The organism is Microbacterium terrisoli, from assembly GCF_030866805.1.
Lineage (GTDB): Bacteria > Actinomycetota > Actinomycetes > Actinomycetales > Microbacteriaceae > Microbacterium > Microbacterium terrisoli.
Window position 1 is genome coordinate 2,828,606 of the sequence record NZ_CP133019.1, and the last position, 22,944, is coordinate 2,851,549.

25 protein-coding genes are annotated in these 22,944 nt (G+C 69.7%); 11 read left to right on the plus strand and 14 right to left on the minus strand.

What is annotated here, in order from left to right; all coding sequences use genetic code 11:
- Positions 1 to 16 precede the first annotated feature (16 nt).
- Positions 17 to 646 (minus strand): histidine phosphatase family protein, encoded by a 630-nt coding sequence (locus QU603_RS12805; protein ID WP_308491765.1) that lies wholly within the window; start codon positions 644 to 646, stop codon positions 17 to 19.
- Between the two features lie 72 nt (positions 647 to 718).
- On the opposite strand from QU603_RS12805, the gene aspS reads away from it, so the two are divergent.
- Both aspS and QU603_RS12815 read left to right on the plus strand, forming a co-directional pair.
- Positions 719 to 2,059: an aspartate--tRNA(Asn) ligase gene (gene aspS, locus QU603_RS12810; RefSeq protein WP_308491766.1), complete on the plus strand. Its 1,341-nt coding sequence runs from the start codon at positions 719 to 721 to the stop codon at positions 2,057 to 2,059.
- Between the two features lie 4 nt (positions 2,060 to 2,063).
- On the plus strand, positions 2,064 to 2,708 hold the full coding sequence (locus tag QU603_RS12815) for a trimeric intracellular cation channel family protein (protein WP_308491767.1): 645 nt from the start codon (positions 2,064 to 2,066) through the stop codon (positions 2,706 to 2,708).
- 18 nt (positions 2,709 to 2,726) lie between these two features.
- Here the strand turns inward: QU603_RS12815 and QU603_RS12820 are convergent, their stop codons facing one another.
- Complete coding sequence (locus QU603_RS12820; protein ID WP_308491768.1) at positions 2,727 to 3,986, minus strand: amidohydrolase; 1,260 nt, start codon at positions 3,984 to 3,986, stop codon at positions 2,727 to 2,729.
- 159 nt (positions 3,987 to 4,145) lie between these two features.
- Here QU603_RS12820 and QU603_RS12825 point away from each other — a divergent pair, with 159 nt between their 5' ends.
- Complete coding sequence (locus QU603_RS12825) at positions 4,146 to 4,328, plus strand: YegP family protein (protein ID WP_308491769.1); 183 nt, start codon at positions 4,146 to 4,148, stop codon at positions 4,326 to 4,328.
- 52 nt (positions 4,329 to 4,380) lie between these two features.
- Here the strand turns inward: QU603_RS12825 and QU603_RS12830 are convergent, their stop codons facing one another.
- From QU603_RS12830 to QU603_RS12860, 7 genes are all read right to left on the minus strand, one after another.
- Positions 4,381 to 4,674 (minus strand): Dabb family protein, encoded by a 294-nt coding sequence (locus tag QU603_RS12830; protein WP_308491770.1) that lies wholly within the window; start codon positions 4,672 to 4,674, stop codon positions 4,381 to 4,383.
- Positions 4,674 to 4,955: a glutaredoxin family protein gene (locus QU603_RS12835; RefSeq protein WP_308491771.1), complete on the minus strand. Its 282-nt coding sequence runs from the start codon at positions 4,953 to 4,955 to the stop codon at positions 4,674 to 4,676. The genes QU603_RS12830 and QU603_RS12835 overlap by 1 nt, the downstream gene beginning before the upstream one ends.
- Before the next feature lie 46 nt (positions 4,956 to 5,001).
- Entirely contained in the window at positions 5,002 to 5,295 is a 294-nt protein-coding gene (locus QU603_RS12840; RefSeq protein ID WP_308491772.1) for a rhodanese-like domain-containing protein, read from the minus strand.
- Between the two features lie 80 nt (positions 5,296 to 5,375).
- The gene (locus tag QU603_RS12845; protein ID WP_003792170.1) at positions 5,376 to 5,474 is read right to left on the minus strand and encodes a 30S ribosomal protein bS22; all 99 of its coding nucleotides are present in this window, start codon (positions 5,472 to 5,474) and stop codon (positions 5,376 to 5,378) included.
- 85 nt (positions 5,475 to 5,559) lie between these two features.
- The gene (locus QU603_RS12850) at positions 5,560 to 5,751 is read right to left on the minus strand and encodes a helix-turn-helix domain-containing protein (RefSeq protein WP_308491773.1); all 192 of its coding nucleotides are present in this window, start codon (positions 5,749 to 5,751) and stop codon (positions 5,560 to 5,562) included.
- A gap of 169 nt (positions 5,752 to 5,920) precedes the next feature.
- Entirely contained in the window at positions 5,921 to 7,108 is a 1,188-nt protein-coding gene (locus QU603_RS12855) for a glycosyltransferase family 4 protein (protein WP_308494019.1), read from the minus strand.
- A gap of 20 nt (positions 7,109 to 7,128) precedes the next feature.
- Positions 7,129 to 7,527 (minus strand): ArsR/SmtB family transcription factor, encoded by a 399-nt coding sequence (locus QU603_RS12860; protein WP_308491774.1) that lies wholly within the window; start codon positions 7,525 to 7,527, stop codon positions 7,129 to 7,131.
- Positions 7,528 to 7,570: 43 nt separating this feature from the next.
- Here QU603_RS12860 and QU603_RS12865 point away from each other — a divergent pair, with 43 nt between their 5' ends.
- Positions 7,571 to 9,022 (plus strand): TrkH family potassium uptake protein, encoded by a 1,452-nt coding sequence (locus QU603_RS12865; RefSeq protein ID WP_370655305.1) that lies wholly within the window; start codon positions 7,571 to 7,573, stop codon positions 9,020 to 9,022.
- Positions 9,015 to 9,686: a potassium channel family protein gene (locus QU603_RS12870; RefSeq protein ID WP_308491776.1), complete on the plus strand. Its 672-nt coding sequence runs from the start codon at positions 9,015 to 9,017 to the stop codon at positions 9,684 to 9,686. Before QU603_RS12865 ends, QU603_RS12870 begins: the two co-directional genes overlap by 8 nt.
- A 219-nt stretch (positions 9,687 to 9,905) precedes the next feature.
- Here QU603_RS12870 and proC read toward each other — a convergent pair whose 3' ends face one another.
- Positions 9,906 to 10,730 carry a pyrroline-5-carboxylate reductase gene (gene proC / locus QU603_RS12875; protein ID WP_308491777.1) on the minus strand — a complete coding sequence of 275 codons (825 nt, stop codon included), beginning with the start codon at positions 10,728 to 10,730 and terminating at the stop codon, positions 9,906 to 9,908.
- Between the two features lie 78 nt (positions 10,731 to 10,808).
- Here proC and QU603_RS12880 point away from each other — a divergent pair, with 78 nt between their 5' ends.
- The 3 genes from QU603_RS12880 to QU603_RS12890 are packed head-to-tail and all read left to right on the plus strand — an operon-like array spanning position 10,809 to position 13,846.
- Positions 10,809 to 11,921 carry an alpha/beta fold hydrolase gene (locus tag QU603_RS12880; RefSeq protein ID WP_308491778.1) on the plus strand — a complete coding sequence of 371 codons (1,113 nt, stop codon included), beginning with the start codon at positions 10,809 to 10,811 and terminating at the stop codon, positions 11,919 to 11,921.
- Between the two features lie 33 nt (positions 11,922 to 11,954).
- On the plus strand, positions 11,955 to 12,920 hold the full coding sequence (locus tag QU603_RS12885) for a cation diffusion facilitator family transporter (protein ID WP_308491779.1): 966 nt from the start codon (positions 11,955 to 11,957) through the stop codon (positions 12,918 to 12,920).
- Entirely contained in the window at positions 12,920 to 13,846 is a 927-nt protein-coding gene (locus QU603_RS12890; RefSeq protein WP_308491780.1) for an LLM class F420-dependent oxidoreductase, read from the plus strand. The genes QU603_RS12885 and QU603_RS12890 overlap by 1 nt, the downstream gene beginning before the upstream one ends.
- Positions 13,847 to 13,913: 67 nt before the next feature.
- Here the strand turns inward: QU603_RS12890 and QU603_RS12895 are convergent, their stop codons facing one another.
- Positions 13,914 to 14,345 carry a nucleoside deaminase gene (locus QU603_RS12895; RefSeq protein ID WP_308494020.1) on the minus strand — a complete coding sequence of 144 codons (432 nt, stop codon included), beginning with the start codon at positions 14,343 to 14,345 and terminating at the stop codon, positions 13,914 to 13,916.
- Between the two features lie 67 nt (positions 14,346 to 14,412).
- Here QU603_RS12895 and upp point away from each other — a divergent pair, with 67 nt between their 5' ends.
- On the plus strand, positions 14,413 to 15,045 hold the full coding sequence (gene upp, locus QU603_RS12900) for a uracil phosphoribosyltransferase (protein ID WP_308491781.1): 633 nt from the start codon (positions 14,413 to 14,415) through the stop codon (positions 15,043 to 15,045).
- 36 nt (positions 15,046 to 15,081) lie between these two features.
- On the opposite strand, the gene QU603_RS12905 is transcribed toward upp, so the two are convergent.
- From QU603_RS12905 to QU603_RS12915, 3 genes are all read right to left on the minus strand, one after another.
- Positions 15,082 to 15,384 (minus strand): DUF3467 domain-containing protein, encoded by a 303-nt coding sequence (locus QU603_RS12905; protein ID WP_308491782.1) that lies wholly within the window; start codon positions 15,382 to 15,384, stop codon positions 15,082 to 15,084.
- A 54-nt stretch (positions 15,385 to 15,438) separates the two neighbouring features.
- Positions 15,439 to 18,954 carry a TM0106 family RecB-like putative nuclease gene (locus QU603_RS12910; protein WP_308491783.1) on the minus strand — a complete coding sequence of 1,172 codons (3,516 nt, stop codon included), beginning with the start codon at positions 18,952 to 18,954 and terminating at the stop codon, positions 15,439 to 15,441.
- A gap of 293 nt (positions 18,955 to 19,247) precedes the next feature.
- Positions 19,248 to 19,850: a hypothetical protein gene (locus QU603_RS12915; RefSeq protein WP_308491784.1), complete on the minus strand. Its 603-nt coding sequence runs from the start codon at positions 19,848 to 19,850 to the stop codon at positions 19,248 to 19,250.
- Between the two features lie 138 nt (positions 19,851 to 19,988).
- Here QU603_RS12915 and QU603_RS12920 point away from each other — a divergent pair, with 138 nt between their 5' ends.
- Together QU603_RS12920 and QU603_RS12925 are read left to right on the plus strand one after the other, a co-directional pair.
- Positions 19,989 to 21,449, plus strand: a complete 1,461-nt coding sequence (locus QU603_RS12920; protein WP_308491785.1) for a phytoene desaturase family protein — start codon at positions 19,989 to 19,991, stop codon at positions 21,447 to 21,449.
- A gap of 4 nt (positions 21,450 to 21,453) precedes the next feature.
- A complete protein-coding gene (locus tag QU603_RS12925) occupies positions 21,454 to 22,914 on the plus strand; it encodes a lipase maturation factor family protein (RefSeq protein WP_308491786.1) in 1,461 nt (486 codons plus the stop codon).
- Positions 22,915 to 22,944: the final 30 nt, after the last annotated feature.

Genomic DNA, 22,944 nt, shown 5'->3' on the forward strand with positions numbered 1-22,944 from the left:
TTCTTCGAGATGTGCATCACACGGCTCCCACATCGACAGCGCCCGCCGCGGCGGCGGGCTCGGCGTATCCGACCTCGACCCAGACATCTCCCGTGCGCTCGAAGCTCGTCACGCTCGAGAGCGCACAACGGCGCCTGCGCGGGTCGTGACGGGCCGGCAGCCCTGCGATGTGCAGGTGGGTGATCCAGATGGGCAGCTGGTGCGAGACGATCACAGCGTCTCCGGACGGCGTGCGGGTCCAGGCATCCTGCATCGCGGCCTCCATGCGCGCGATCACCTGGGCGTACGGTTCGCCCCAACTCGGAATCTCGGGTCGGCGCAGATACCGCCAGTTGAGAGGATTGAGCAGGGCCCGCGACATGCGCTTGCCCTCGAAGACGTTGGTGGGCTCGATGACGCGACCGTCGACGAACGGCGGAATGCCGAACAGCTCGGCGAACGGCTCGGCGGACTCCTGCGTGCGCTGCAGCGGCGAGCACACGAGCGACTCGATCGGACGCCCCAGCCCGTGCAGATAGCGGGCGGCCTCGCGCGCCATGGTGCGCCCGGCCGTGCTCAGCCGATAGTTCGGGAGTCGCCCGTAGAGCACGCCACGGGGGTTGTGAACCTCCCCATGGCGCACCAGATGCAGGCGATCGGCGGGCACCGCCCCAGTCTACGTGCGCTGCGGTTCAGAGGCCGCTGAGAGCGTGAGCCCGGCCACGTAGACTGGACGCTTGTGACTGAACGTATTCTCGTAGGCCAGCTCGCCGCCCGCGCCGACGGTCCCGTGTCCGTCTCGGGATGGGTGGAGACCGTCCGCGATCAGAAGAAGGTGCAGTTCGTCATCCTGCGCGACGAGACCGGTGCCGTGCAGCTGGTCAACCCCGCGACGCGTCCCGACCCAGAGAAGACAGACCAGGATGCCGCGGCCCTCGCACTGACCGACGCCATCTCGAACCTCGCCCACGGGTCGTTCCTGACGATCACCGGTGACCTCAAGCACGACGAGCGCGTCAAGCTCGGCGGCATCGAGATCAAGCTGCGAACCCTCGAGGTCGCCTCTGCGGCCCTGCCCGAGACGCCGATCGCGGCGGACTCCAGCACGGACAAGCGCATGGACTGGCGCTTCCTCGACCTGCGTCAGCGGCGCAACAACCTGATCTTCCGCGTCTCGACGACGCTCGAGCACGCCATGCGGCAGTACTGGGTCGACCGCGACTACGTCGAGATCCACACGCCGAAGCTGATGTCGAGCCCGTCGGAGTCGAATGCCGAGCTGTTCAGCCTGCCGTACTTCGAAGACAAGACGGCCTACCTCGCCCAGAGCCCGCAGCACTTCAAGCAGATGGCGCAGGCCGCCGGCTTCGGCAAGGTGTTCGAGATCGGCGACGTGTTCCGCGCCGACCCGAGCTTCACCAGCCGCCACGCGACCGAGTTCACGAGTGTGGATGCCGAGATCAGCTGGATCGAGTCGCACGAGGATGTCGCGGCCATGCAGGAAGAGCTGCTGGCCACCGCAATCCAGGCCGTGAAAGCCAAGCATGGCGACGAGATCAAGGAGCTCTTCGACATCGACGTCGTGGTGCCGACGCTGCCGTTCCCGCGCATCCCGCTGGCCGAGGCGCACCGGATCGTGGCCGAGCGCGGCTACGAGATCCCACGCACCGACGGCGACCTCGACCCCGAGGGCGAGCGTCAGATCTCGGCGCACGTCGCCGAGGGGCTCGGGCACGAGTTCGTGTTCATCACCGACTACCACCCCGAGATCCGGCCCTTTTACCACATGATCGACCCGGCGACCGGGCTCACCAAGAGCTACGACCTGCTGTTCAAGGGCGTCGAGATCACCACCGGCGCCCAGCGCGAGCACCGCATCGAGGTGCTCGAGCAGCAGGCGCTGGCCAAGGGCCTGAAGCTCGAGGGTCTGGAGCACTATCTGGACTTCTTCCGCTACGGCGTCCCGCCGCACGGCGGATTCGGCATGGGCCTTGCCCGCGTGCTGATGCTGCTTCTGGGCGAGGCATCCATCCGCGAAGTGACGTTCCTGTTCCGAGGGCCCACACGCCTGGCACCGTGAGCACATGGAGGGCGCATCGCTGCTGCTGCTCGTCCTCGACCTGACGGGGACGTTCGTCTTCGCCCTGAACGGGGGCCTGACGGCCATGCGCGCAGCACGGCTGGACATCGTGGGCGTGATCACCCTGGGCATGATCACCGCCCTGGGCGGCGGGATCATCCGTGACACGCTGATCGATGACCTTCCCCCGGCGACGTTCCAGGATTGGCGGTATCTGGCGGTGGCCGCCGGCGGCGCTCTGATCGCGTTCGCCTTCTCTCAGCATCTGACCCGGCTGGCCGTGCCGATCGAGTTGCTGGACGCAGTCGGACTGAGCGTGTTCGCCGTCACCGGCGCCGGCAAGGCGATGACGTTCGGGCTCGGTCCGGTGCAGGCCATCATCCTGGGTGCGATCACCGCGGTGGGCGGTGGCACGCTGCGCGACGTCATGATCGGCCGGGTGCCCTCGGTCATGCGCGAAGGACTGTACGCGATCCCCGCGATCGTGGGTGCCGGGATCACCGTCGGCTGCATTCTGCTCGGCTTCCACGGCCTGGCTGCGGCGTTCGCCGCGGCTGCCGCCTGCTTCCTCATCCGGCTGCTGGGCGTGTACTTCAAGCTCAACGCCCCGCGTCCGCGGGCAACGACCGGACCGTCCGACCCCGTCTGAGCGCCCGCGCCGCCCCGGTCATCCGAGCCAGGCGAGCGCCGCCACGACCGCGGCGGCCGTGCCGGTGCGCAGCGTCGGCTCGATGACGGGCGCGAAGGATGGCGAGTGGTTGGCGGGGATGTCGGTGACCACGGTTCCGGATGCCTCGGCCTTCGCGTACTGGGCCGGGTCGATACCGCCCACCCCCCAGTACGCGTACGGAACGCGCAGCGCGTCAGGGATCTCGCTGAAGTCCTCGCTGGCAGACTGGCGATCGATCGCGAACGCGCTGTCGCCGAAATGGTCGGCGAACGCCGCGGCGAGAGTGGCTGCGACATCCGGATCGTTGTCGGTGACCGGATAGTGGTCGTAGGTCTCGTAGGTGGACGGCTTGGGCGACCCGGCGGCTGCGCACTCGCCCTCCACGATGCGGTGGATCGCCGCGACGATGGCGGCACGGGTCGACTCGCTGAAGGTGCGGAAGTTCAGTTCGAGAACCGCATGGTCGGAGATGATGTTGCTCTTGGAACCGGCCTCGACGCGCCCGACGGTGAGCACGGCGAACTCCCCCGGCGCGACCTCGCGCGAGACGACCGTCTGCAACCGCATGACGATCGAGGAGGCGAGCACCACCGGATCGACTGACAGCTGCGGCATCGAACCATGGCTGCCGCGGCCCCACACCGTCACGCGCATGCTGTCGCCGCTGGAGAGGAACGGACCCGGCCGCACTCCCAGCCGTCCGGCTGGGAAGGGCAGCACATGCTGGGCCAGCGCGACGTCCGGCTTCGGAATCAGATCGGCAAGGCCCGCATCGAGCATCACCTCGGCTCCGTCGGCGAGCTCTTCGGCGGGCTGGAACAGGGCGATGTACGTGCCCTTCCAGGCATCCGGCGTCTCGGCGAGCAGGCTGGCAGCCCCGAGCAGGCACGCCACGTGCACATCGTGCCCGCAGGCGTGCATGACCGGAACCACGACGCCGTCCCGATCGGTCGCGTGATCCGTGCTGGCATACGGCAGCCCTGTCACTTCCTCCACGGGCAGGGCATCCATGTCGGCGCGCGTGAGCACGACCGGCCCGTCTCCGTTGCGCAGGACGCCGACGACACCGGTCGAGCCGATCTTCTCGTGCACGTCGTAGCCGAACCCGCGCAGTGCGTCGGCGACCAGGGCCGCGGTCTCGACCTCCTGGTGGCCGAGCTCGGGATGCTGGTGGACCGTCTTGTAGAGGTGCTCCTGCCAGGTTCTGATCGTCTCCTGCCCCGCGAGAACGGACGTCGCATCTCTGTGCTGGATCATCGTTGGTCCCTCCACACGCACCGCTGCCATTCAACGCTTCTCACGCCGAGATGCACAAGCGCCGGGTGCACCGGTCCGCCCTCTACCGCCACAGCCGTGCGACCGCTACCGTGATGCTCGGCGGGTGCGAGACCCGTCCTTGAGAGCGAGGGAGATCCCATGGCAGGCAAGTTCGAGTTGTGGACCGACAAGGGCGGCGACTGGCGGTTCAACCTGAAGGCGTCCAACGGCCAGGTCGTGGCGACCAGCCAAGGGTATTCGTCGAAGGCGAGCGCCCTGAACGGCATCGAGTCCGTCAAGACGAACGCACCGGACGCACCGGTGGTCGAAGTCGACAATTAGCAGGCGAACCGCGTGGGTCGGTCGACGCGGGGGTTGATCGGCGCGGGCGGCGTCAGAACTCGAAGTCGACCGCGGCGCGTTCCGCAACGACACTGCGGATGTAGGTGAGCACCTTCTGATGCGCCGGGTGCGCGGCATAGGACGCCAGCGCATCGCGACCGGCGACGTCGACGATCAGGGCGGCATGCCAATCGCCCTCGGCCATGCCCGGGCCCGCGCTGATCGCGACGATCTCGGGCACGACGCCTTGCAGCGCATTCAGTCGATCGGCGATCTGCTGCGCCTGCGCCACGCGCTCGGTCGGATCGGAGGCGGCGAGCTTCCACATCACGACGTGCCGCAGCATCAGCGCAGCGCCTTGGCCGGGGCTGCGGCATCCATCAGCGCCGCGTGCAGCCGGTCGGCCCCGACGCGCCAATGCGCGTGCAGGTGGTCGTCGATGAGGACGACCGGGATCTTCTCCCACCACTGCGCGTACAACTCAGGATCGGTCTGGATGGACTTCTCGACCACCTCGACACGATCGGCCACGCCGGCGGGAAGCTCAGCGAGGACATGGTCGATGACGCCGTGCGCGACATCGCAGAGGTGACAGCCGGGTTTGCCGATGAGGGTGATCGTGGTCACGCTCTCATCATAGAGGCGGGCTCGGACACGCCGGCCCGCGGGCGTCTCAGCGCTCGACGTCGAAGCCGCGCGCGATCCACTCCCCGGTGCCGCCCTCGACGTTGGTGACGTCGTAGCCCTGCTGCTCGAGCGACTTCGTCACCCGCGCCGAACGCCCGCCCACCTGGCAGATCACGTTGAAAGGGCCTTCGGGCAGATCTTCCATGCGATCGCGGATCGTCGACATCGGCAGATTGATCGCACCGGGCACGTGGCCTGCGGCGTATTCGTCGGGCTCGCGGACGTCGACGAGGGGGACATCGTGCTGATCATGCAGGTCGTGGACGGTGATCGACTTCATGTGTGATTCCTTCGCGGTGGCACAACGCGGATAACACGAAGCGCCCGTCCACCCGGACAGGCGCTTGGTGCACGTGCCGCTTACTTCTTGTTGCGGCGCTGGTGGCGAGTCTTGCGAAGCAGCTTGCGGTGCTTCTTCTTCGCCATGCGCTTGCGGCGCTTCTTGATGACAGAACCCACGGAAAACCTCACTATGTCGGGGTCTGGGCGCAGGGTCTCCCGCACCCGGGATCGGGCAAAAAAACGAAAAATGCCTCGGGTCAGTCTAGCCGACGTCGGCGATGGGCCGCTGCATGACCTCTGCCACGGCCGATTCGGGCACACGGTAGCTGCGTCCGAAGCGCACCGCGGGCAGTTCGCCGGCGTGCACGAGGCGATAGACCGTCATCTTCGACACGCGCATCAGCTCGGCCACCTCTGCGACGGTCAGGAACTGCACATCGGGCAGTTCAGCCATGTCGGTCCACCTCTCCCCAGATCAGCGCCTTGCCAGAACACTGAGCACACTCTATGGGGTCGGCGGGACACCTGTAAACCCATGGTGCGCGCGTGACCTGTGCGATCGACTCACGGATGTGCCTTTGCGGGACGCTCGCGGGACGCTCGCGCGCCCGATCGGCGGGCCGCTAGGCGCGCCGGTTCGCCGACACGCCGTCGATCGCAGCACGCAGATCGGCGGCGTGCGCGGCGGGCCGGCGCGCCCGGGCATACGCCAGCGCCGCGGCCGCGGCATCGGTCAGCGCGCCCCTGTCGGCGACCAGGCCGGTGAGCGTGTCGGCCAGGCCCGCAGCATCCGGCGTCACGGTGCCGATGGCCGCGGCGCCGAACTCGGCTGCCAACGCGGGGTCGGACACGATCACGGGCCGTGCGCGCGTGAAGCCCTCCAGTGCGATCATCGGCTGGTTGTCGAATCCGAACGAGGTGATCAGCACGGCGTCGGATCGCGTCATCAGCTCCGCGACGCGTGTGGCCGGCACCCGCCCGTGGAACGTGACGTCGGTCTGGGCGCGATGCCGGCCGCCGGCCACATGCAGGTGCACGCGCCCCGGCCCGAGCCGCGCCGTCACGAGCCGCACGGCATCCAATGCCACCTGCAGCCGCTTCTCGGGAGCGAACCGCGCCGCCCACACGAGCGTCAACGGCCCGCACCGGCGCAGGGGCGCGGGCTGCAGCGGCTCGGACACGTTCGAGAACGCACGGGCTGAAGCCACCCCGGCCGCCCGCAGTGCCCGCGCCTGATGCTCCGAGGGAGAGAGCACCCCGTCCGCGCGCAGCGCGACGCGCAACGTCATGCCGCGCAGCGCATTGTCGACGGGAGTGCCGCCGTGGCATCGGTCGACGGAGGGGATGCCGGTCAGCCGGCGGTGGAACCACCGGATCCCCGGCGCGAACGGCGACAGAATGATCGGCGCGTGCCAGAAGAACGTGTGCACCGTGTGCAGGACTGGGATGCCGAGCTCGGCGCCGACCCCGAGCGCCACGGCGGCGAGGGTGAACTCGGAGTGCACGACCAGGGCGCGCACCCGGTGGCGACGCGCCATGACGGCGACATCGGCCTGCAGCCGGGACCGGTCGCCGAGGATCGGCAGGTCCAGCACCGGAAAGGTGCGCCGCACGACGGGGGATGCGATCAGGATGCCGGGCGTGCCCGCCAGCACGTCGGAGTCCGGGGCGACCACGACGACCTTCCAGCCCTCGGCGGCGAGGCTGCGCGCCTGGCGCATGAAAGCGGTCTGCGCGCCGCCCAGGTAGTGCAGCGAGTAGTCGCACAGCAGCATGACCGCGGGCGCACCGGAGCGGGAGTCGTCGGACATCACGGTGTGTAGGCGAGCGCTCAGCGGCCCGGGAGCTTCTTCAGCGCGCTCTCCCACGCATGCTTGGCCGATGCCGCGGCGCGCCCCACCACTTCGGCGGCATGGGCGGCCGGCTCGGGCAGCGCGACGGGCTCGACCGGGTCGGCGTGCTCGAGGAACGGGACGATCCAGGCGTCCACGGCATCCAACGGCGCCGTCTCGATCCGATAGAAGCGGTGCTGCCCCTCTTCGCGCACAGCTACCAGGTCTGCCTCGCGCAGCACCTTGAGGTGCTTGGAGACGGTGGGTTGGCTCACCCCCAGCTCCGCGACGATCTGCGACACGCTGGTGCCCTCGTGGCCCGCGGCGGCGCGGTCCAGCAGCAACCGTAGGATTTCGCGACGGGTCCCGTCCGCGATCACGTCGAAGATGTCCGCCATGCCCTTAGGTTAGCCGGGCGTCCGGCTGAGTACCATGACACAGATGTCCTCACATACGGATCCGCGTATACGCAGGTCGCTTCTGCGACGCCTGCGGCATGCCGCCGCCGAAGCCTGGGACACTCTGCGCGATTTCACCACGGCATCCCCGGCCCGCTTCGCGGTGGGCGTGTACATCATCCTGATCGCCATCTTCACGATGCTGCTGAGTCTGCCGGCCGCATCTGCCAACGGCGTGCGCACTCCGTTCGCCGACGCGCTGTTCACTGCGATCTCGACGATCTGTGTCACCGGGCTGTCGACGGTCGACATGGCCACGCATTGGTCGGCGTTCGGCAACATCATCGTCTACATCGGCGTGAACGTGGGAGCCCTGGGCGTTCTCACGCTCGCATCGATCCTCGGTCTGGTGATCTCGAAGCGGCTGGGCCTGCGCGCCAAGCTCATCGCGGCAAGCGATTCGAATCCGCTGCGCGCCCACGGCGGACCCGTCAACGAAGGACAGACGGTGCGCCTGGGAGATGTGGGCTCGCTGCTGGCCACCGTGGCCCTGTCCACCCTCGTCATCGAGGCGGGGCTGGCCGTGCTCATGTTGCCCTCGCTCATCCTGGGCGGGATCGATCCGCTGCGCGCCTTGTGGGAAGCCCCCTACTACGCGGCGATGTCGTTCACGAACACCGGATTCGCGCCGAACCCGGACGGGCTCGAGCTCTTCCAGCACGACTACTTCTTCCTCACCGTCATGATGGGCGGCGTCTTCCTCGGCTCGATCGGCTTCCCGGTCATCTACACGCTGCTGCGTGAGCGCTGGCACGTCCGGCGCTGGTCGCTGCACGCGAAGCTGACGATCATCACGACCGTGCTGCTGTTCGTCGCCGGCGCGCTCGTGTTCCTGCTGCTGGAATACAACAACCCGAAGACGTTCGGCGACCGCGGCGTGTGGGACACCGTCTACCAGTCGTTCTTCCTGTCGGCGATGACCCGTTCCGGCGGATTCTCCACGGTGGACATCAGCAGTCTGCACGGCTCGTCGCTCATCGTCGGCTCCATGCTCATGTTCGTCGGCGGGGGCTCTGCCTCCACTGCGGGTGGCATCAAGGTCACGACCCTGGCCGTGCTGGCGCTGGCCGTCTGGTCCGAGGCGAAGGGCCGCCCGTCCGTGCAGGCGTTCGGCCGCCGCATCCCGAGCGACGTGCAGCGCGTGGCCCTGTCGGTCGTGGCGTGGGGCGCGACCCTCGTGGCGGTCTCGACGGTGACGATCGCGCAGTTCACAAAGGCACCCGTGGCCGACGTGCTCTTCGACGTCATCTCGGCGTTCGCCACGGTCGGGCTGTCGTCGGGGCTGACGGAGACCCTGCAGGATCCCGGAAAATACGTGCTGGCGGCCACCATGCTGTTCGGCCGCGTTGGTACAGTGACTCTCGCCGCGGCCGTGGCCGCGACCAGCAGCAAGCAGCTGTATTCGCTCCCCGTGGAAAGGCCGATCGTTGGTTGAGCAGATCCGAGGCGATGCCCCTGTCCTGGTCATCGGCCTGGGCCGGTTCGGGGCCGCGTGCGCAGGCGAGCTGGACCGGCTCGATCGCGATGTCCTGGCCATCGACGAGAACATCGAGCTCGTGCAGAAGTGGTCCGAGCGCGTCACCCACGCGGTGCAGGCCGATGGCCGCAACCTCGACGCCCTCAAGCAGATCGGGGCGCAGGACTTCCAGGTGGCCGTCGTCGCCACCGGCTCGTCGATCGAGTCGTCGGTGCTGATCACGGCGAACCTCGTCGATCTGAAGGTGCCGCAGATCTGGGCGAAGGCGGTGTCGCAGTCGCACGGCAAGATCCTCGCGCGCGTGGGCGCGAATCACGTCATCTACCCCGAGCGCGAAGCCGGTGAGCGCGTGGCGCACCTGGTCAGCGGCCGCATGCTGGATTTCATCCGGTTCGACGACGACTTCGTGCTGGCCAAGATGTACCCGCCCAAGTACATCCGCGGCATCGGACTGAACCAGTCCGGGGTACGCACCAAGTTCAATGTCACCGTGGTCGGGGTCAAGAGCCCCGGCAGGCCGTTCCGCTATGCCGAGGCGGACACCGTGGTCACCGACCACGACCTCATCATCGTCTCGGGCACCAACTCCGATATCGAGCGGTTCGCTTCGCTCGAGCGCTGAGCTGTGCCGCTCACGCCCCCGCACTGGGGTACGACAGTGGCGCCTGGTGCCTTCATGAGAGGCAGGACGGCGTCGAAATCATATGCTCTCGACCAGGACACACCGAATTGACGTCAAATCGATGTGTCGACGTCGAAGTCACATGACTTCGACCACACGGATTTCGACCACACGGATTTCGACGACGGAGGGCCGGAGCGCGACGCCGGGCGGAGCGGGTCAGGCGACGGCGGCCAGTTCTCGGGCGCGGGCCAGGGCCGCGTCGGTCGCGGCGGCGAACACGTCGTCCAGGCCCGCGTCCTGCAGCACCGCGATGGCCCGTTCGGTCGTGCCGGCAGGGCTCGTCACGCGCCGACGCAGCTCGGCCGGGTCCTCGCCGCTCGACGCGAGCAGCGCCGCGGCGCCGATGAACGTGCCCTCGGCCATCGCCCGGGCCTCGTCGCTCGAGAAGCCCTTGCGGACGGCGGCGGCCGTGAGCTTCTCGATGAGCAGGAACACGTACGCCGGCCCCGACCCAGAGATCGTCGACAGGGCATCGATCTGCGACTCGGGGACCTCGATGACCGCGCCGACCGTCGAGAACAATTCCCGCACGACGGCGAGGTCCGCGTCGCCCACGGCGCTTCCGGCCGAAAGCCCCGTCACACCCTTGCCGACGAGGGCGGGGGTGTTCGGCATCGAGCGCAGCACGGGCGTTCCCGTCGGAAGGATCTGCTCGTACGTCGCGATGGTCACCCCTGCGGCCAGGCTCACCACGACCGTGCCCGGCTGCAGCACCGGCGCGATTTCACCCAGCAGATCGGGCACCATGTGGGGCTTGACCCCGACGATGACGATGGATGCCGCCGCTGCGGCATCCACGTTCCCCGTCGGGGACTCGTCCAGGGCCACGCTGCGCACCCCGGGTGCCGCGGCGAGCTTCGCCGCCTTCGCGCGGGTGCGATTGGTGACGGTCAGGCCCGTGGCACGGCCGGAGCCGACGAGTCCGTGCAGAATGGCGCCGCCCATGGAGCCTGCGCCGAGGATCGCGATCGGTGGGAGCATGCCGCCATCCTATGGCTGCACGGTCCTCGGCGACGGGCCCCGGTTATAGTCGGAAGGGAACGCTGAGGAGGCCGATCCATGACCCTGTTCGACGGCATCGTTGCACGCATGGTGAAGACGCCGCGTCTGGCGGTGAACATCCTCGAGCGCAGCGGCGACGACCCCGCGACACCCGAGGAGCGCACGGTCGTGTTCGTGCACGGGAATGTGTCGTCGTCGCTGTTCTGGCAGGAGATCATGGAGGACCTGCCCGGAGACCTACGCGCGATCGCCGTGGACCTGCGCGGCTTCGGCGACAGCGAGACCGCGCCGGTCGACGCGACACGCGGTCTGCGCGACTTCGCCGACGACCTGCGCGCCACTCTGACGGCGCTGCACCTGAACTCGGTGCATCTGGTGGGCTGGTCGATGGGAGGCGGGGTCGTGATGCAGTACGCGCTCGAACATCCCGTGCGCAGCCTCACGCTGCAGGCCCCGGTCTCGCCCTACGGATTCGGCGGCACACGCCGCGACGGATCGCGGCTGACCTCCGACGACGCCGGCACCGGCGCCGGCGGCGCGAACGCGGACTTCGTCGCCCGGCTCGCCGCCGGTGACACATCGGCGGATGCCGCGACCTCGCCGCGCTCGGTCCTGCGCTCGTCGTACGTCTCGCCCGAGTACGCGACAGCGCAGGAGGACGTGTGGGTCGCCTCGATGCTGAGCACGAAGACCGGTGAGGACAACTACCCGGGCGACAGCGTCACCAGCACCTCCTGGCCCGGGTTCGCCCCCGGTGGCCGCGGCGTGCTGAACACGATGGCGCCGAAGTACTTCAACGTGTCGAGCATCGTCGACATCGTCGTCAAGCCTCCGATCCTATGGGTGCACGGCACGGCAGACGCGATCGTGTCGGATGCGTCGTCGTTCGACCTCAACCAGCTGGGCAAGATGGGCATCATCCCGGGCTGGCCCGGCGACGACGTCGCACCGCCGCAGCCGATGGTCAGCCAGACCCGCGACGTGCTCGAGGCGTACCGCGCCGCCGGCGGCGGCGTCATCGAACTCCAGATCGAGGGGGCCGGACACGCGCCGCACCTCGAGCGGCCCGGAGTGTTCCGGCGCGCCCTGCTGCAGGCGATCGGCTACATCAAGCCCGCCAACGAGGCGGCACCGCCGACCGAGGCGATCATCCTCAAGTCCGAGGACTGAGGCCCCGCGCCGCCTTTTCTCTAGACTCGTCGCATGAGCTCTTCTGGCGGCGGCAAGGCGATCATCGCGGCGTTCCTGGCGAATCTGGGCATCGCGGTCGCGAAGTTCATCGCATGGCTGTTCTCGGGGTCCGCCTCGATGCTGGCCGAAGCGATCCACTCCGTCGCCGACAGCGGCAACCAGCTGCTGCTGCTGTGGGGCGGCCGGCAGGCCAAGCGTCGCGCCGACATGGAGCACCCGTTCGGGTACGGCCGCGAGCGCTACGTGTACGCATTCGTCGTGGCGATCATCCTGTTCTCGGTCGGTGGTCTGTTCTCCATCTACGAGGGAGTGGACAAGCTCACCCATCCGCACGAGCTGGCCAACGTCTGGGTGCCGATCCTCGTCCTGGTCATCGCGATCTGCCTGGAGTCGTTCTCGCTGCGCACCGCCGTGCGCGAGTCTGCACCGCACCGCGCGCGCGGTGAGTCGTGGCCGGCGTTCATCCGGCACGCGAAGGCGCCGGAGCTGCCGGTCGTGCTGCTCGAGGACGTCGCAGCCCTGACCGGTCTGGTCTTCGCGCTGCTGGGCGTCGGGCTGTCGTGGCTCACGCACAACCCGGTGTTCGACGCGATCGGCACACTCATGATCGGCACGCTGCTGATCCTGGTGGCCATCACTCTGGGGATCGAGACCAAGAGCCTGCTGGTCGGCGAAGGCGCCAACAAGCGCGACCACGACGCGATCGTGGACGCGATCGAATCCGGCCCCGGGATCGAGAAGGTCATCCACCTGAAGACGCTGTACCTCGGCCCCGACGAGCTGCTCGTGGCCGCCAAGCTCGGCTTCGCCGGCGACAGGACGCTGCGGGCCGTGGCCGGCGACATCGACGCGGTCGAGCAGCGGGTGCGCGCGGCGGTGCCCGCCGCGCGGGTGATCTACGTCGAACCGGATGTCTACCGGCCCGGCGACGATGCCGCTCCCCCGACCGAGGCATTCATCCTGAAATCGGAGGACTGATGGAGTTCTGTGTCTTCACCGAGCCGCAGCAGGGGTTCAGCTACGCCGAGCAACGCGCATTCGCGCAGGCGTCCGAACGTCTGGGCTTCGACGGGTACTTCCGCAGCGACCACTACATGCGCATGGGCGCGGGTTCGCCGCTGCCCGGACCCACCGACGCATGGACGACGCTGGCCGGCCTGGCGGTGGAGACCTCGCACATCAGGCTGGGCACGCTCGTGTCTTCTGCCACCCACCGCCAGCCCGCGATCCTTGCGATCCAGGCCGCGCAGGTGGACGCGATGAGCGGCGGCCGCGTCGAGCTCGGACTGGGCACCGGCTGGTTCGAAGCCGAGCACCGCGCCTACGGCATCCCGTTCCCGGCGAAGCGATTCGGGATGCTGGAGGAACAGCTCGAGATCATCACCGGCCTGTGGGCCGCCGAAGGCGGGTATTCCTTCTCCGGACGGCACTACACGCTGGCCGACGCGCCTGCCCTGCCCAAACCCGTGCAGTCGCATGTCCCGGTGATCGTGGGCGGTGGCGGGCCGACGCGCACGCCGGCGATCGCCGCACGCTTCGCGAGCGAGTTCAACATCGGGTTCCAGCCCGAGGACGTCATCGCCGAGAAGTTCGCCGGCGTGCGCGCGGCGTGCGAGGCGGCCGCACGCGACCCCGAGACCCTGAAGCTGTCTGTCGCGCTGCCGACCATCGTCGGCGACGACGAAGCAGCACTCTCGCGTCGCGCCGAGGCGATCGGGCGCGACGGCGGTGCGGTGCGCGCGGACGACGTGATCGCGGGGCTGCCCGGCGAGGTCGTCGAGAAGGTCGCGCGCCTGCAGGCCCTGGGTGCTGAGCGCGTGTATTTCCAGCTGATGGATCTGCGCGACCTCGCACACCTCGAACTGCTGGGCGCCGAAGTGCTGCCGCACCTGCGCGACCTGTGACCACCGCCCGTTGAGCGAGGCCGCGCGCAGCGCGACCGAGTCGAGACGCGCCGGCTGGACCACCCGGTCAGCGGCGCCGGTCGAAGAAGTCGCGCAGCACAGCGGTGGCGGCGTCCTCGCGCACGCCTCCGATGACCTCCGCGCGGTACGGCAGGCGCCGATCCCGCAGCACGTCGTACAGGGAGCCGGCCGCGCCGGCCTTCTCATCCCACGCACCGAACACCACGCGCCCGACGCGCGCCTGCAGGATCGCACCGGCGCACATCAGACACGGTTCCAGTGTGACCACCAGCGTGCAGCCTTCGAGGTTCCACGAACCCGAGGATGCCGCAGCCGCACGCAGCGCGACGACCTCCGCGTGCGCGGTGGGATCTCCCGTGGCCTCGCGCTCGTTCCGGCCCTGCGCGATCAGCCGGCCCGCAGCATCCAACACGACTGCCCCGACCGGCACGTCGCCCGACGCGCCCGCCTGCTGGGCCAGAGCGAGGGCGTGCAGCATCGCGTCGTCGAAGTCTCCGCCGGTGTCCACGTCTCGAGCGTAGGGCGCCGGCCGGTAATCTGTATCCATGCGCGTGCACATCGCCGACCATCCGCTGATCACCCACAAGCTGACCGTGCTGCGTGACCAGCGCACTCCGTCACCGGTGTTCCGCCAGCTGACCGAAGAGCTCGTCACCCTGCTCGCCTACGAGGCGACGCGCGGCGTGCGGGTGGCGCCGGTGCAGATCGAGACGCCCGTGGCCACCACGATGGGAGTGCGCATCGACGAGCCGCGGCCGCTCGTGGTGCCGATCCTGCGCGCGGGGCTCGGGATGCTCGAGGGCATGGTCAAGCTGCTGCCGACCGCCGAGGTCGGATTCCTGGGCATGGTGCGCGACGAGCAGACCCTGCAGCCCACGACGTACGCCGAACGGCTGCCCGCCGACCTCAGTGACCGGCAGTGCTTCGTGCTGGATCCGATGCTGGCCACCGGCGGGTCGCTGGGGGCGGCGATCGACTTCCTCTTCCAGCGCGGCGCGCAGGACATCACCGCCATCTGCCTGCTGGGCACGCCCGAGGGCATCGCCAAGATCGATGAGCAGGTCGGTGACCGCGACGTGACGCTCGTGCTCGGTGCGCGCGACGAGCGCCTCAACGAACGCGGCTACATCGTGCCGGGCCTGGGCGACGCGGGCGATCGCCTCTACGGCACGGTCTGACCGGCGTTTCGCGAACCGGGCGCCGGCAGCCGACCGTCAGGACGGAGAGCGCTTGCCGGTCTCTTGCTCCCAGAACTCCAGCTGCTGCGTGAGCGCCTTGGCCAGCTCGAACACCTGCTCCGGTGGGATCCGGATGCGGCTGACCACCCGTGCCGGCACGATGGCGATGCGCTCGCCCGTGTCGGCGTTCGTGTCTTCGCGCGGCGGCTGGGCCAGCGTCACGAAGTCCATGACGAACACCGTCGGGGTGTGCCAGACGTTCGCGAAGTCTGCATAGTTGCCCGGGATGATCTCGGGAGGCAGATCGATCTCGAACTGCTGGGGCAGGTCGTCGCTCATGGGCCGAGTCTACGTGTCAGGCGCGCCTCGCCGATGCCCGATGTCCCGCGCCGGTCAGCGGATGCCGACCAGGCGCGCGAACGCGCTCAGACGCACGACGCCGTCGGGGGTGTGGGGCAGGTCGTCGAGAAGCCCCGGCGCATACACGAGGTAGGCGGCGACCTTTGCGCGCGAGATCGCGACGTTCAGCCGGTTCTGCAGCAGCAGGAATTCCAGCCCGCGCGGCGCGTCCCTGCCGCTGGATGCGGCCAGCGACACGATCGAGACGGCGGCCTCCTGCCCCTGGAACTTGTCGACGGTCCCCACCGGAACCTCGCCGAACCCGGCATCGGCCAGCGCCCGTTCGACGACGACCTGCTGCGCGTTGTAGGGGGTGACGACGATGATGTCCGACTGCGTCAGCGCGCGGGCCGCGGCATCCTGCCCGTCCAGCGTCGGCGACGCCGACAGCTCGCGGCCGAGCAGGTCGCGCACGACGCGCACGACCTCGGCGGCCTCTTCATCGGATGACGTGGCATTGCCGTGATGGCGCACGGCGACCGGATGCACCCCCGGTTCGACGCCCGCGATCGCGCGCTCATCGGTGCCCGGCTGCGACGCGAGCTCGCCGGCATAGGACAGCTGCGAGACGGAGGCCGCCACCGCGGGGTGCATGCGCCAGGACCGGTCGAGGAAGAAGCCGTACGCGGGCGGGATGACGGATGCCTCGTCCATGACCCAGCCGAGCGCCGAGGCGTCCACCGGTTCGGGGTGGATGCCCTGGCTCACCTGGGGCAGCTGCTGCGGATCGCCCAGCAGCAGCAGCCGCTGCGCGGCCGCGGCGACCGCCACCGTCGAGGCGAGCGAGAACTGGCCCGCCTCGTCGACCACGAGCAGATCGAGCGAGCCGCGCACGACCCGCCCCGGGTGGCTGAAGTCCCACGCGGTGCCGCCGGCGACGAAGCCGGTCTCGGCGTGGTCCTCGGCGAAGCGGGCCAGTCCGTTCTTGGGGATCGCCGTGAACGATACCTCTGCGTCATCACCGCTCTTGCGGGCCTTGGCGACGAGCTCTGCCGGCACGCCCGCGGCCACGACCTGATCGAGCATGTGCTCGACCACGGCGTGCGACTGCGCGACCACGCCGATCTTCCACCGCTGCTCGCGCACCAGTCGGGCGATGACATGCGACCCGACGAACGTCTTGCCGGTGCCCGGGGGCCCCTGCACAGCCACGTAGCTGCGATCCACGTCCCGCAGCGCCTCGGTGATCCCCGCGACGCGGTCTGCTGTGCGCGCGCTCGTGTCGAGTCCGGTGGCGCCCCCGCGCAGCCGCGGCGGGCGGCGGCGCAGGATGTCGGTAGCCGCATCGGCGGGGAAGTCGGGTGAGGCCGCAGCCACGGCATCGGCCCACTGCTCGATCGCGGTCTGCTGATTGCCCGCGCGCGGCGGCGCCGACGGGGCCAGGGCGACGGGAAGCTCGCTCCAGGTCTGTCCGTCCACCGCGGTCTCGGCCACGATCGCGCCGTCGTCGAGCACCTCGAGCACCTCGACCTCGCGCGCCACATGCACCCAGCGCGGCATGACCGCCGCGGGGAACGGCGACGGCGTCGCATACACGGCATACGGGCGTGAGCCTTCGCTGAGCCTGGTGCCCGGGGCCAGTTCGCCGCGCAGCCGCACCACGCGCCGGATGGACCGCGGTCCAGGATGCCACTGCTCGGTCACCGCGCTGCGGTCGGCGTCGATCACGACCACGTCGCGCGTGGTCTCCCACACCGAGACCGGTTCACGCAGGCGCAGGAAGTGCGCGAACCAGAACGACTTCGCCTCACGCGGGTAGTAGTCGATCGCCGCCGCACCCAGTCGCAGCGCGCGGACGTCGGTTTCGGGCACCCCAGCGGCTTCGGCCGCCACGGCCAGCACCCTCAACGCATCGGCCTGCGGCGCGGGCTCGTACGCCACCTCGACCGGCTCCACATCGCGGGAGGGGACCAGCCCCACCTCGCGGGCGCGATCGACGAGCCAGTCCCGCAGGCGGCGGGTCGACACGCAGTCGTAGCGGTTGTAGTCGGCAAGGTCGTCGAGCACCTCCTGTGCCTGGGCATCCTGCCCCGCGTCGCCGAGTGCCCGCGCCTGCACGTACTTGACGATCGAGTCGTCACCGCGCTGCACGTCGCTGGTGCGCACCTCTTCCCCCATGTACAGCGGCTCGAGCTTCTTGATGGAGTACGAGCGCGACCCGACCTTCAGCGCCCGCCGCACGATCGGATACAGGTCCACGAACACCCCTTCGCGCAGCAGCGTGTCGACCTCGGCCTCGCACACTCCGTGTCGCGCGGCCATCGCGAGCAGATGCGCGGTCTCATACGGCGCGTAGTGGTAGATGTGCATGCCCGGGTGCGCGCGGCGCAGCGTCGCCACGATCTCGACGAAGCGCTCGAGCGCGGCCTTCTCGTCGGCGAACGTGTGCGCCCACAGCGCCGAGTACTCCTCGCGCAGGTCGACCCAGCCGAACAGGTAGTCGATGCCCCAGTCGCGGGCCGGGCCCTCGGTGTAGAGCGGGTCGCCCTCGAAGTCGAAGAAGATGTCACCCTGATCGGGACGCGGCAGTGCCCCCAGCGCCTTGGGGAAGACGACCTCGTAGGTGGGGATCGCGGGAGCCGCCGTCCCGGCGACGGCGACGGGAGTGCCGGCCGGACTCTGAAGCTGCAGCCGGGCCTGCGTGCGCAGGTTCGCGAACGTCTCTGCGCTCATGCGTTCGGGCGGGGTGGATGCCGCCGCCAGCGCATCGATCGTGTCGATGCCGGCACCGCGCAGCCGCTCGCGCTGGACCGGACGCATCCCGGCCACCAGCAGCAGGTCACGGTGCGCCATGACCTCGAGGTCGCACGTGGCGCAGCGACCGCACGCCACGACGCCGAGCTCGCCACGGGCATCACCCCACGCGATCGGCGGCTCGTCGGGCCGCTCCAGCCGGCGGTCCGCCACCAGCGCGCGCAGGCGCTCGCGCCGCAGTCGGAAGACCGGCATGAGGTCGTCGACCTGGTGCACGCTGGTCGTGCCATCGCCCAGCAGCAGCTCGACGCGTGCGGCACGCGGCACGCCCAGCAGATCGAGCTGGTCGGCATATGCCGCCAACTGCATGAGCGCGGTCACCCGTGCGTGGCGTGCGAGCTTGGAGTCCTGCACGATCCAGCTGCCGTCGTCATCGCGCACGAGGAAGTCGGCGAAGCCGACGAACTCATCGGTCGCGAACGTCGCCTGGTAGACGACCTGGACCGTCGGATCGTCCAGTGCCGCACGTGTGCGGGCCACGGCATCCTGCATCTGCTCGGCGTCGCTGGATCTGGTCTCGGGGATCTCGACGACGGCGGCGGCATACTGCGCGCGGTACGCCGCGAGCACCCGCCGCTCGTGCTCGGTGCCGAGCAGGCCGGCCCGGGCGAGAGTGGCATCTTCGGGGTCGTCCACCGCCGCGATGCGGCCGGCCTTCGCGTCGATCGCGCGCAGCCACGCGAACTCGCACTCGGCGGCGGCCTTCACGTCGCTCGCGCTCCAGACGATGCGGGCTTCACCCTCGATGTATCGCATGCCTCCCCTTTCGCTCCGACCCTAGCCGCGGCATCCGACATCCCTGCGCCCCGTGCCTGCGCACGCGGCCTGCGCACCCTGCCTGCGCACCCTGCCTGCGCACCCAGCCCATGCCTACCGGCACGGGTTCACGCGCGTCGCCGCGATGGGGCACAGCCCGACCGCTCCGTACTGCCCAGCGCCGCCCAGCGCCGCCCAGCCCGGCCCAGCGCTGCCGCACTCCTGCCCACTGCCGCCGCGCCGGCCCGAGGCGGCACGGACCAACCCCGACCAGTCGGGACAGACCGCCGCGGTCAGACCCGTGCGACGGCGGGCTCGCCGATGGCGAGAGTGACGATGAACCCCTGGTTCGACAGGTCGAACAGCCGATAGGCGTCTTTGCCGTCCTGCGTCCACGCCTTCGCGAACGGCGGATCCAGCCGGACGTGCTCGGGCCGGTTCTCGACCCCGCGGGGGTCGGCCTGGCGCACTGCCTGCACGCGCGACCAGTGCAGCAGCAGGCTCTCGTCGCTCGCGGTCTCCCACATGCTGTCGCCCCACAGATGCGAGTGGGCGCGGATCTCGTGCAGCAGCGCCTCGTTGTGCGTGCGGCTGCGGATGTCCAAGCCCACGAGGCGGTCGGGTTCGGTGACGGCGACGACCGACCCGATGCGGCCGCTGGCCGTGCGCACGACCACCGGCAGCTCGCGTGAGCCGATGAACGGCAGCAGCGTCGTATTGTGACCGAACCGCGATACCGCCACGCGATCGACATTGATGTTGTCGCGGTCCACGTCGAGTCGATCGGCGAGCGCGTCCTTCGCAAGGCTCCGGATGCGCTCCGTCGGCGACGAGCCCGGCGCCCAGCCCATCCGCGCGGTGATGCCGCTGGGCGCCGCAAGTTCCTTCGTCTCCATGGCAACCTCCCCGGGTCGATCCTGTGATCCCATCATGGCGCGTTCTGCGGCGAACGTGCGGCGAACATGCGTCGAGCGGCTATCAACGCGCTGTGAGTGTGCTCTGGCGACGGCCGCCATCGGTGCGAGACTGGGCGCATGGCACGACGCGCGACGATCGTCGGCAGCGGGCCGAACGGCCTGGCCGCCGCCGTCAGCCTTGCCCGCGCCGGGTACGAGGTGCGGGTGGTCGAGGCATCCGACATCCCCGGCGGCGGCGTGCGCACGCTGGCGCTGACCGAGCCGGGGTTCCGCCACGACGTGTGCTCTGCCGTGCACCCGGCGGCGCTGAGCTCACCGTTCTTCCGCGCATTCGGACTGGACCGCATCGACTGGATCGTGCCGGACGCCTCGTTCGCCCACCCCCTCGACGACGGTCGTGCGGCGATCGCCTGGCGGGACCTGGACCGCACAGTGGAGGGGCTCGGACCGGACGGCCGCGCCTGGCGCGCCGCCGTGCGCCCGCTGAACCGCCATCTCGACGAGGTGGCCGAGTTCACCGGGGGGCAGCTGCTGCGGGTGCCTCGGCATCCTCTCGTGGCCACCCGCTTGGCCGCACGCATGCTGCAGCTGGGCACGCGCGCAGGCCGGTCGCTGTTCCCCTCCTTCACCACCGATCGGGCCGCGGCACTGTTCACCGGCGTTGTGGCGCATGCGAACACCGCGCTGCCGTCGCTGGCGGCCACGGCCTCGGCGCTGTACCTGCTCGCGCACGCGCACTCGACGGGATGGGCGTATCCGCGCGGGGGCTCGGACGCGATCGCGGCCGCGCTGCTGGCCGATCTGCACGCGCACGGCGGAACCGTCGACGCCGGCCACCGGGTGCGGGACCTGTCGATGCTCGACTGGGGCGACCCCGCCGGCGGCGACCTGCTGCTGCTGGACACCGCCCCGCGCCTGGCGCTCACCCTGCCCGACGTGCCGCGCCGCTATGCCAGCGCCGTGCGCCGGTACCGCTACGGGGCGGCGGCGGCCAAGGTCGATCTTGCGCTGAGCGGGCCGGTGCCGTGGACGAATCCGGATGTCGCGGCCTCACCGACCGTGCACCTGGGCGGCACGCAGGCCGAGATCGAGGCGAGCGAGAACGCCGTCGCGTCGGGTCGTGCCTCGGATCGCCCCTACGTCCTGGTCGTGCAGCCCAGCGTCCTCGACGACACGCGCGCGCCGAAGGGCGCTCACACGCTGTGGGCGTACATCCACGTGCCGGCAGGCTCGACGCTGGATCCCACCGCGCCGGTGCTCGACCAGCTGGAACGGTTCGCGCCCGGCGTGCGCGACCGGGTCATCGCCACCCACGTCATGACCGCGGCCGCACGCGAATCGTTCAATCCCGCCGACGTCGGCGGCGACATCCTGGGCGGCGCGTTCACGATGGCCCAGGCGTTCCGTCGTCCGGTGACCTCCCCCACGCCGTGGCGCACACCGATGCGCGGGGTGTACCTCGCCTCGGCGGCGACCCCGCCCGGACCGGGCGTGCACGGGATGCCCGGATGGCATGCCGCCCACCTGGCGCTGCGCGATGCGGGGACCCCGGCCGAGCTGGCGGATCTGTTCGGGTGAGACCGTGGACGGGTTCGCGGCGGTCGATTTCGGGTTCGCCCGCGAGGTGCTGCAGCGCGGCATCGCGGCGCTGTATGTGATCGCGTTCGTCTCCAGCCTGAACCAGTTCCCGGCGTTGCTGGGCGAGCACGGCCTGCTGCCGGTGCCGCGGCTGCTGGCCTGGGCACGCTCGTCCTCGCGCGCGGCCGGGATGCTGCGTCCGACACTGTTCCGATGGACGGGCTACACCGACCGACGTCTGCGGGTGCTGTGCATCGCCGGGATCGTCGTGGCCGCATCCCTCGTGCTGGGTCTGCCCCAGCTCGGTCCGCCGTGGGTGCCGGCGCTGTGCTTTCTCGCCGTGTGGGTCGGCTACATGTCGATCGTCTCGGTCGGTCAGACCTTCTACGGCTTCGGGTGGGAGATGCTGCTGCTGGAGTCCGGGTTCTTGGCGGCCTTCCTCGGGTCGAATGACCAGCCGCCGACGACCGTGGTGATCGTGCTGTTCTGGTGGCTCGTGTTCCGGCTGGAGTTCGGTGCCGGCATGATCAAGATCCGCGGCGGACGCGAATGGCGCGACCTGACCGCGCTGACCTTCCACCATGAGACGCAGCCGATGCCGGGGCCGCTCAGTCGGCAGGCGCATCTGCTCCCCCGCTGGTTCCACAAGGGCGAAGTGCTCGGCAACCATGTCGCCCAGCTCATCGTTCCGTGGTTCCTGTTCGCCCCGGTCGTCGGCCTCTGGGTGCCGGGTCCTGTGCCGGCGGTCATCGGGGCGGTCGCGGCATCCATCGTCATCGCCACCCAACTGTGGCTCGTGATCACCGGAAACTTCGCGTGGCTGAACTGGGCGACCATCGTGCTCGCGTTCGCAGGCTACGGCATCCGGGCCGACAGCGGCAGGTCTGCCGGGGTGCCCGGGTATTGGATCGTCGTCACCTCGGTCGTGTTCGTGCTCTATGTCGTGCTCAGCTGGTGGCCGGCGCGCAATCTGGTGGCGCACCGTCAGCTGATGAACGCGAGCTTCAACCGGTGGCAGCTTGCCAACGCGTACGGAGCGTTCGGAACGGTGACCCGCGTGCGCACGGAGTACGTCATCGAGGGCACGCTGGAGAAGAATCCGGATGCCGCGGCCTGGACCGAGTACGTCTTCACAGGCAAGCCGGGGCCGCCGGCGCGCGTGCCCGGACAGTTCGCGCCGTACCATCTGCGTCTGGACTGGCTGATGTGGTTTCTTCCGCTGGGGCGGGCGCTGGATGACTGGTTCCGTGTGCTGCTGCTGCGGCTGCTCGAGGCCGACCGGCCGACGCTGCGGCTGCTGGCGTCCGACCCGTTCGACGGGCAGCGCCCGCAGTGGGTGCGCGTGGTCGCATACCGCTACCGGTTCTCGACCCGTGCCGAGCACCGAGCGGGGGCGGGCGTCTGGGTGCGCGAGCGACGGCGCATGCTCGTCGAGCCGGTCTCGCGTGACGCGTTGACGTCGTGACGCGTTGACGTCGTGATGAACTGACGTGGA

Bases quoted from the DNA above. Each gene is read 5' to 3' on its own strand.
- QU603_RS12815 (WP_308491767.1), top strand. From the start codon at position 2,064: ATGGAGGGCGCATCGCTGCTGCTGCTCGTCCTCGACCTGACGGGGACG.
- QU603_RS12820 (WP_308491768.1), bottom strand. From the start codon at position 3,986: ATGATCCAGCACAGAGATGCGACGTCCGTTCTCGCGGGGCAGGAGACG.
- QU603_RS12825 (WP_308491769.1), top strand. From the start codon at position 4,146: ATGGCAGGCAAGTTCGAGTTGTGGACCGACAAGGGCGGCGACTGGCGG.
- QU603_RS12830 (WP_308491770.1), bottom strand. From the start codon at position 4,674: ATGCTGCGGCACGTCGTGATGTGGAAGCTCGCCGCCTCCGATCCGACC.
- QU603_RS12840 (WP_308491772.1), bottom strand. From the start codon at position 5,295: ATGAAGTCGATCACCGTCCACGACCTGCATGATCAGCACGATGTCCCC.
- QU603_RS12850 (WP_308491773.1), bottom strand. From the start codon at position 5,751: ATGGCTGAACTGCCCGATGTGCAGTTCCTGACCGTCGCAGAGGTGGCC.
- QU603_RS12855 (WP_308494019.1), bottom strand. From the start codon at position 7,108: ATGTCCGACGACTCCCGCTCCGGTGCGCCCGCGGTCATGCTGCTGTGC.
- QU603_RS12860 (WP_308491774.1), bottom strand. From the start codon at position 7,527: ATGGCGGACATCTTCGACGTGATCGCGGACGGGACCCGTCGCGAAATC.
- QU603_RS12865 (WP_370655305.1), top strand. From the start codon at position 7,571: ATGTCCTCACATACGGATCCGCGTATACGCAGGTCGCTTCTGCGACGC.
- proC (WP_308491777.1), bottom strand. From the start codon at position 10,730: ATGCTCCCACCGATCGCGATCCTCGGCGCAGGCTCCATGGGCGGCGCC.
- QU603_RS12880 (WP_308491778.1), top strand. From the start codon at position 10,809: ATGACCCTGTTCGACGGCATCGTTGCACGCATGGTGAAGACGCCGCGT.
- QU603_RS12885 (WP_308491779.1), top strand. From the start codon at position 11,955: ATGAGCTCTTCTGGCGGCGGCAAGGCGATCATCGCGGCGTTCCTGGCG.
- QU603_RS12890 (WP_308491780.1), top strand. From the start codon at position 12,920: ATGGAGTTCTGTGTCTTCACCGAGCCGCAGCAGGGGTTCAGCTACGCC.
- QU603_RS12895 (WP_308494020.1), bottom strand. From the start codon at position 14,345: ATGCTGCACGCCCTCGCTCTGGCCCAGCAGGCGGGCGCGTCGGGCGAC.
- upp (WP_308491781.1), top strand. From the start codon at position 14,413: ATGCGCGTGCACATCGCCGACCATCCGCTGATCACCCACAAGCTGACC.
- QU603_RS12905 (WP_308491782.1), bottom strand. From the start codon at position 15,384: ATGAGCGACGACCTGCCCCAGCAGTTCGAGATCGATCTGCCTCCCGAG.
- QU603_RS12910 (WP_308491783.1), bottom strand. From the start codon at position 18,954: ATGCGATACATCGAGGGTGAAGCCCGCATCGTCTGGAGCGCGAGCGAC.
- QU603_RS12915 (WP_308491784.1), bottom strand. From the start codon at position 19,850: ATGGAGACGAAGGAACTTGCGGCGCCCAGCGGCATCACCGCGCGGATG.
- QU603_RS12920 (WP_308491785.1), top strand. From the start codon at position 19,989: ATGGCACGACGCGCGACGATCGTCGGCAGCGGGCCGAACGGCCTGGCC.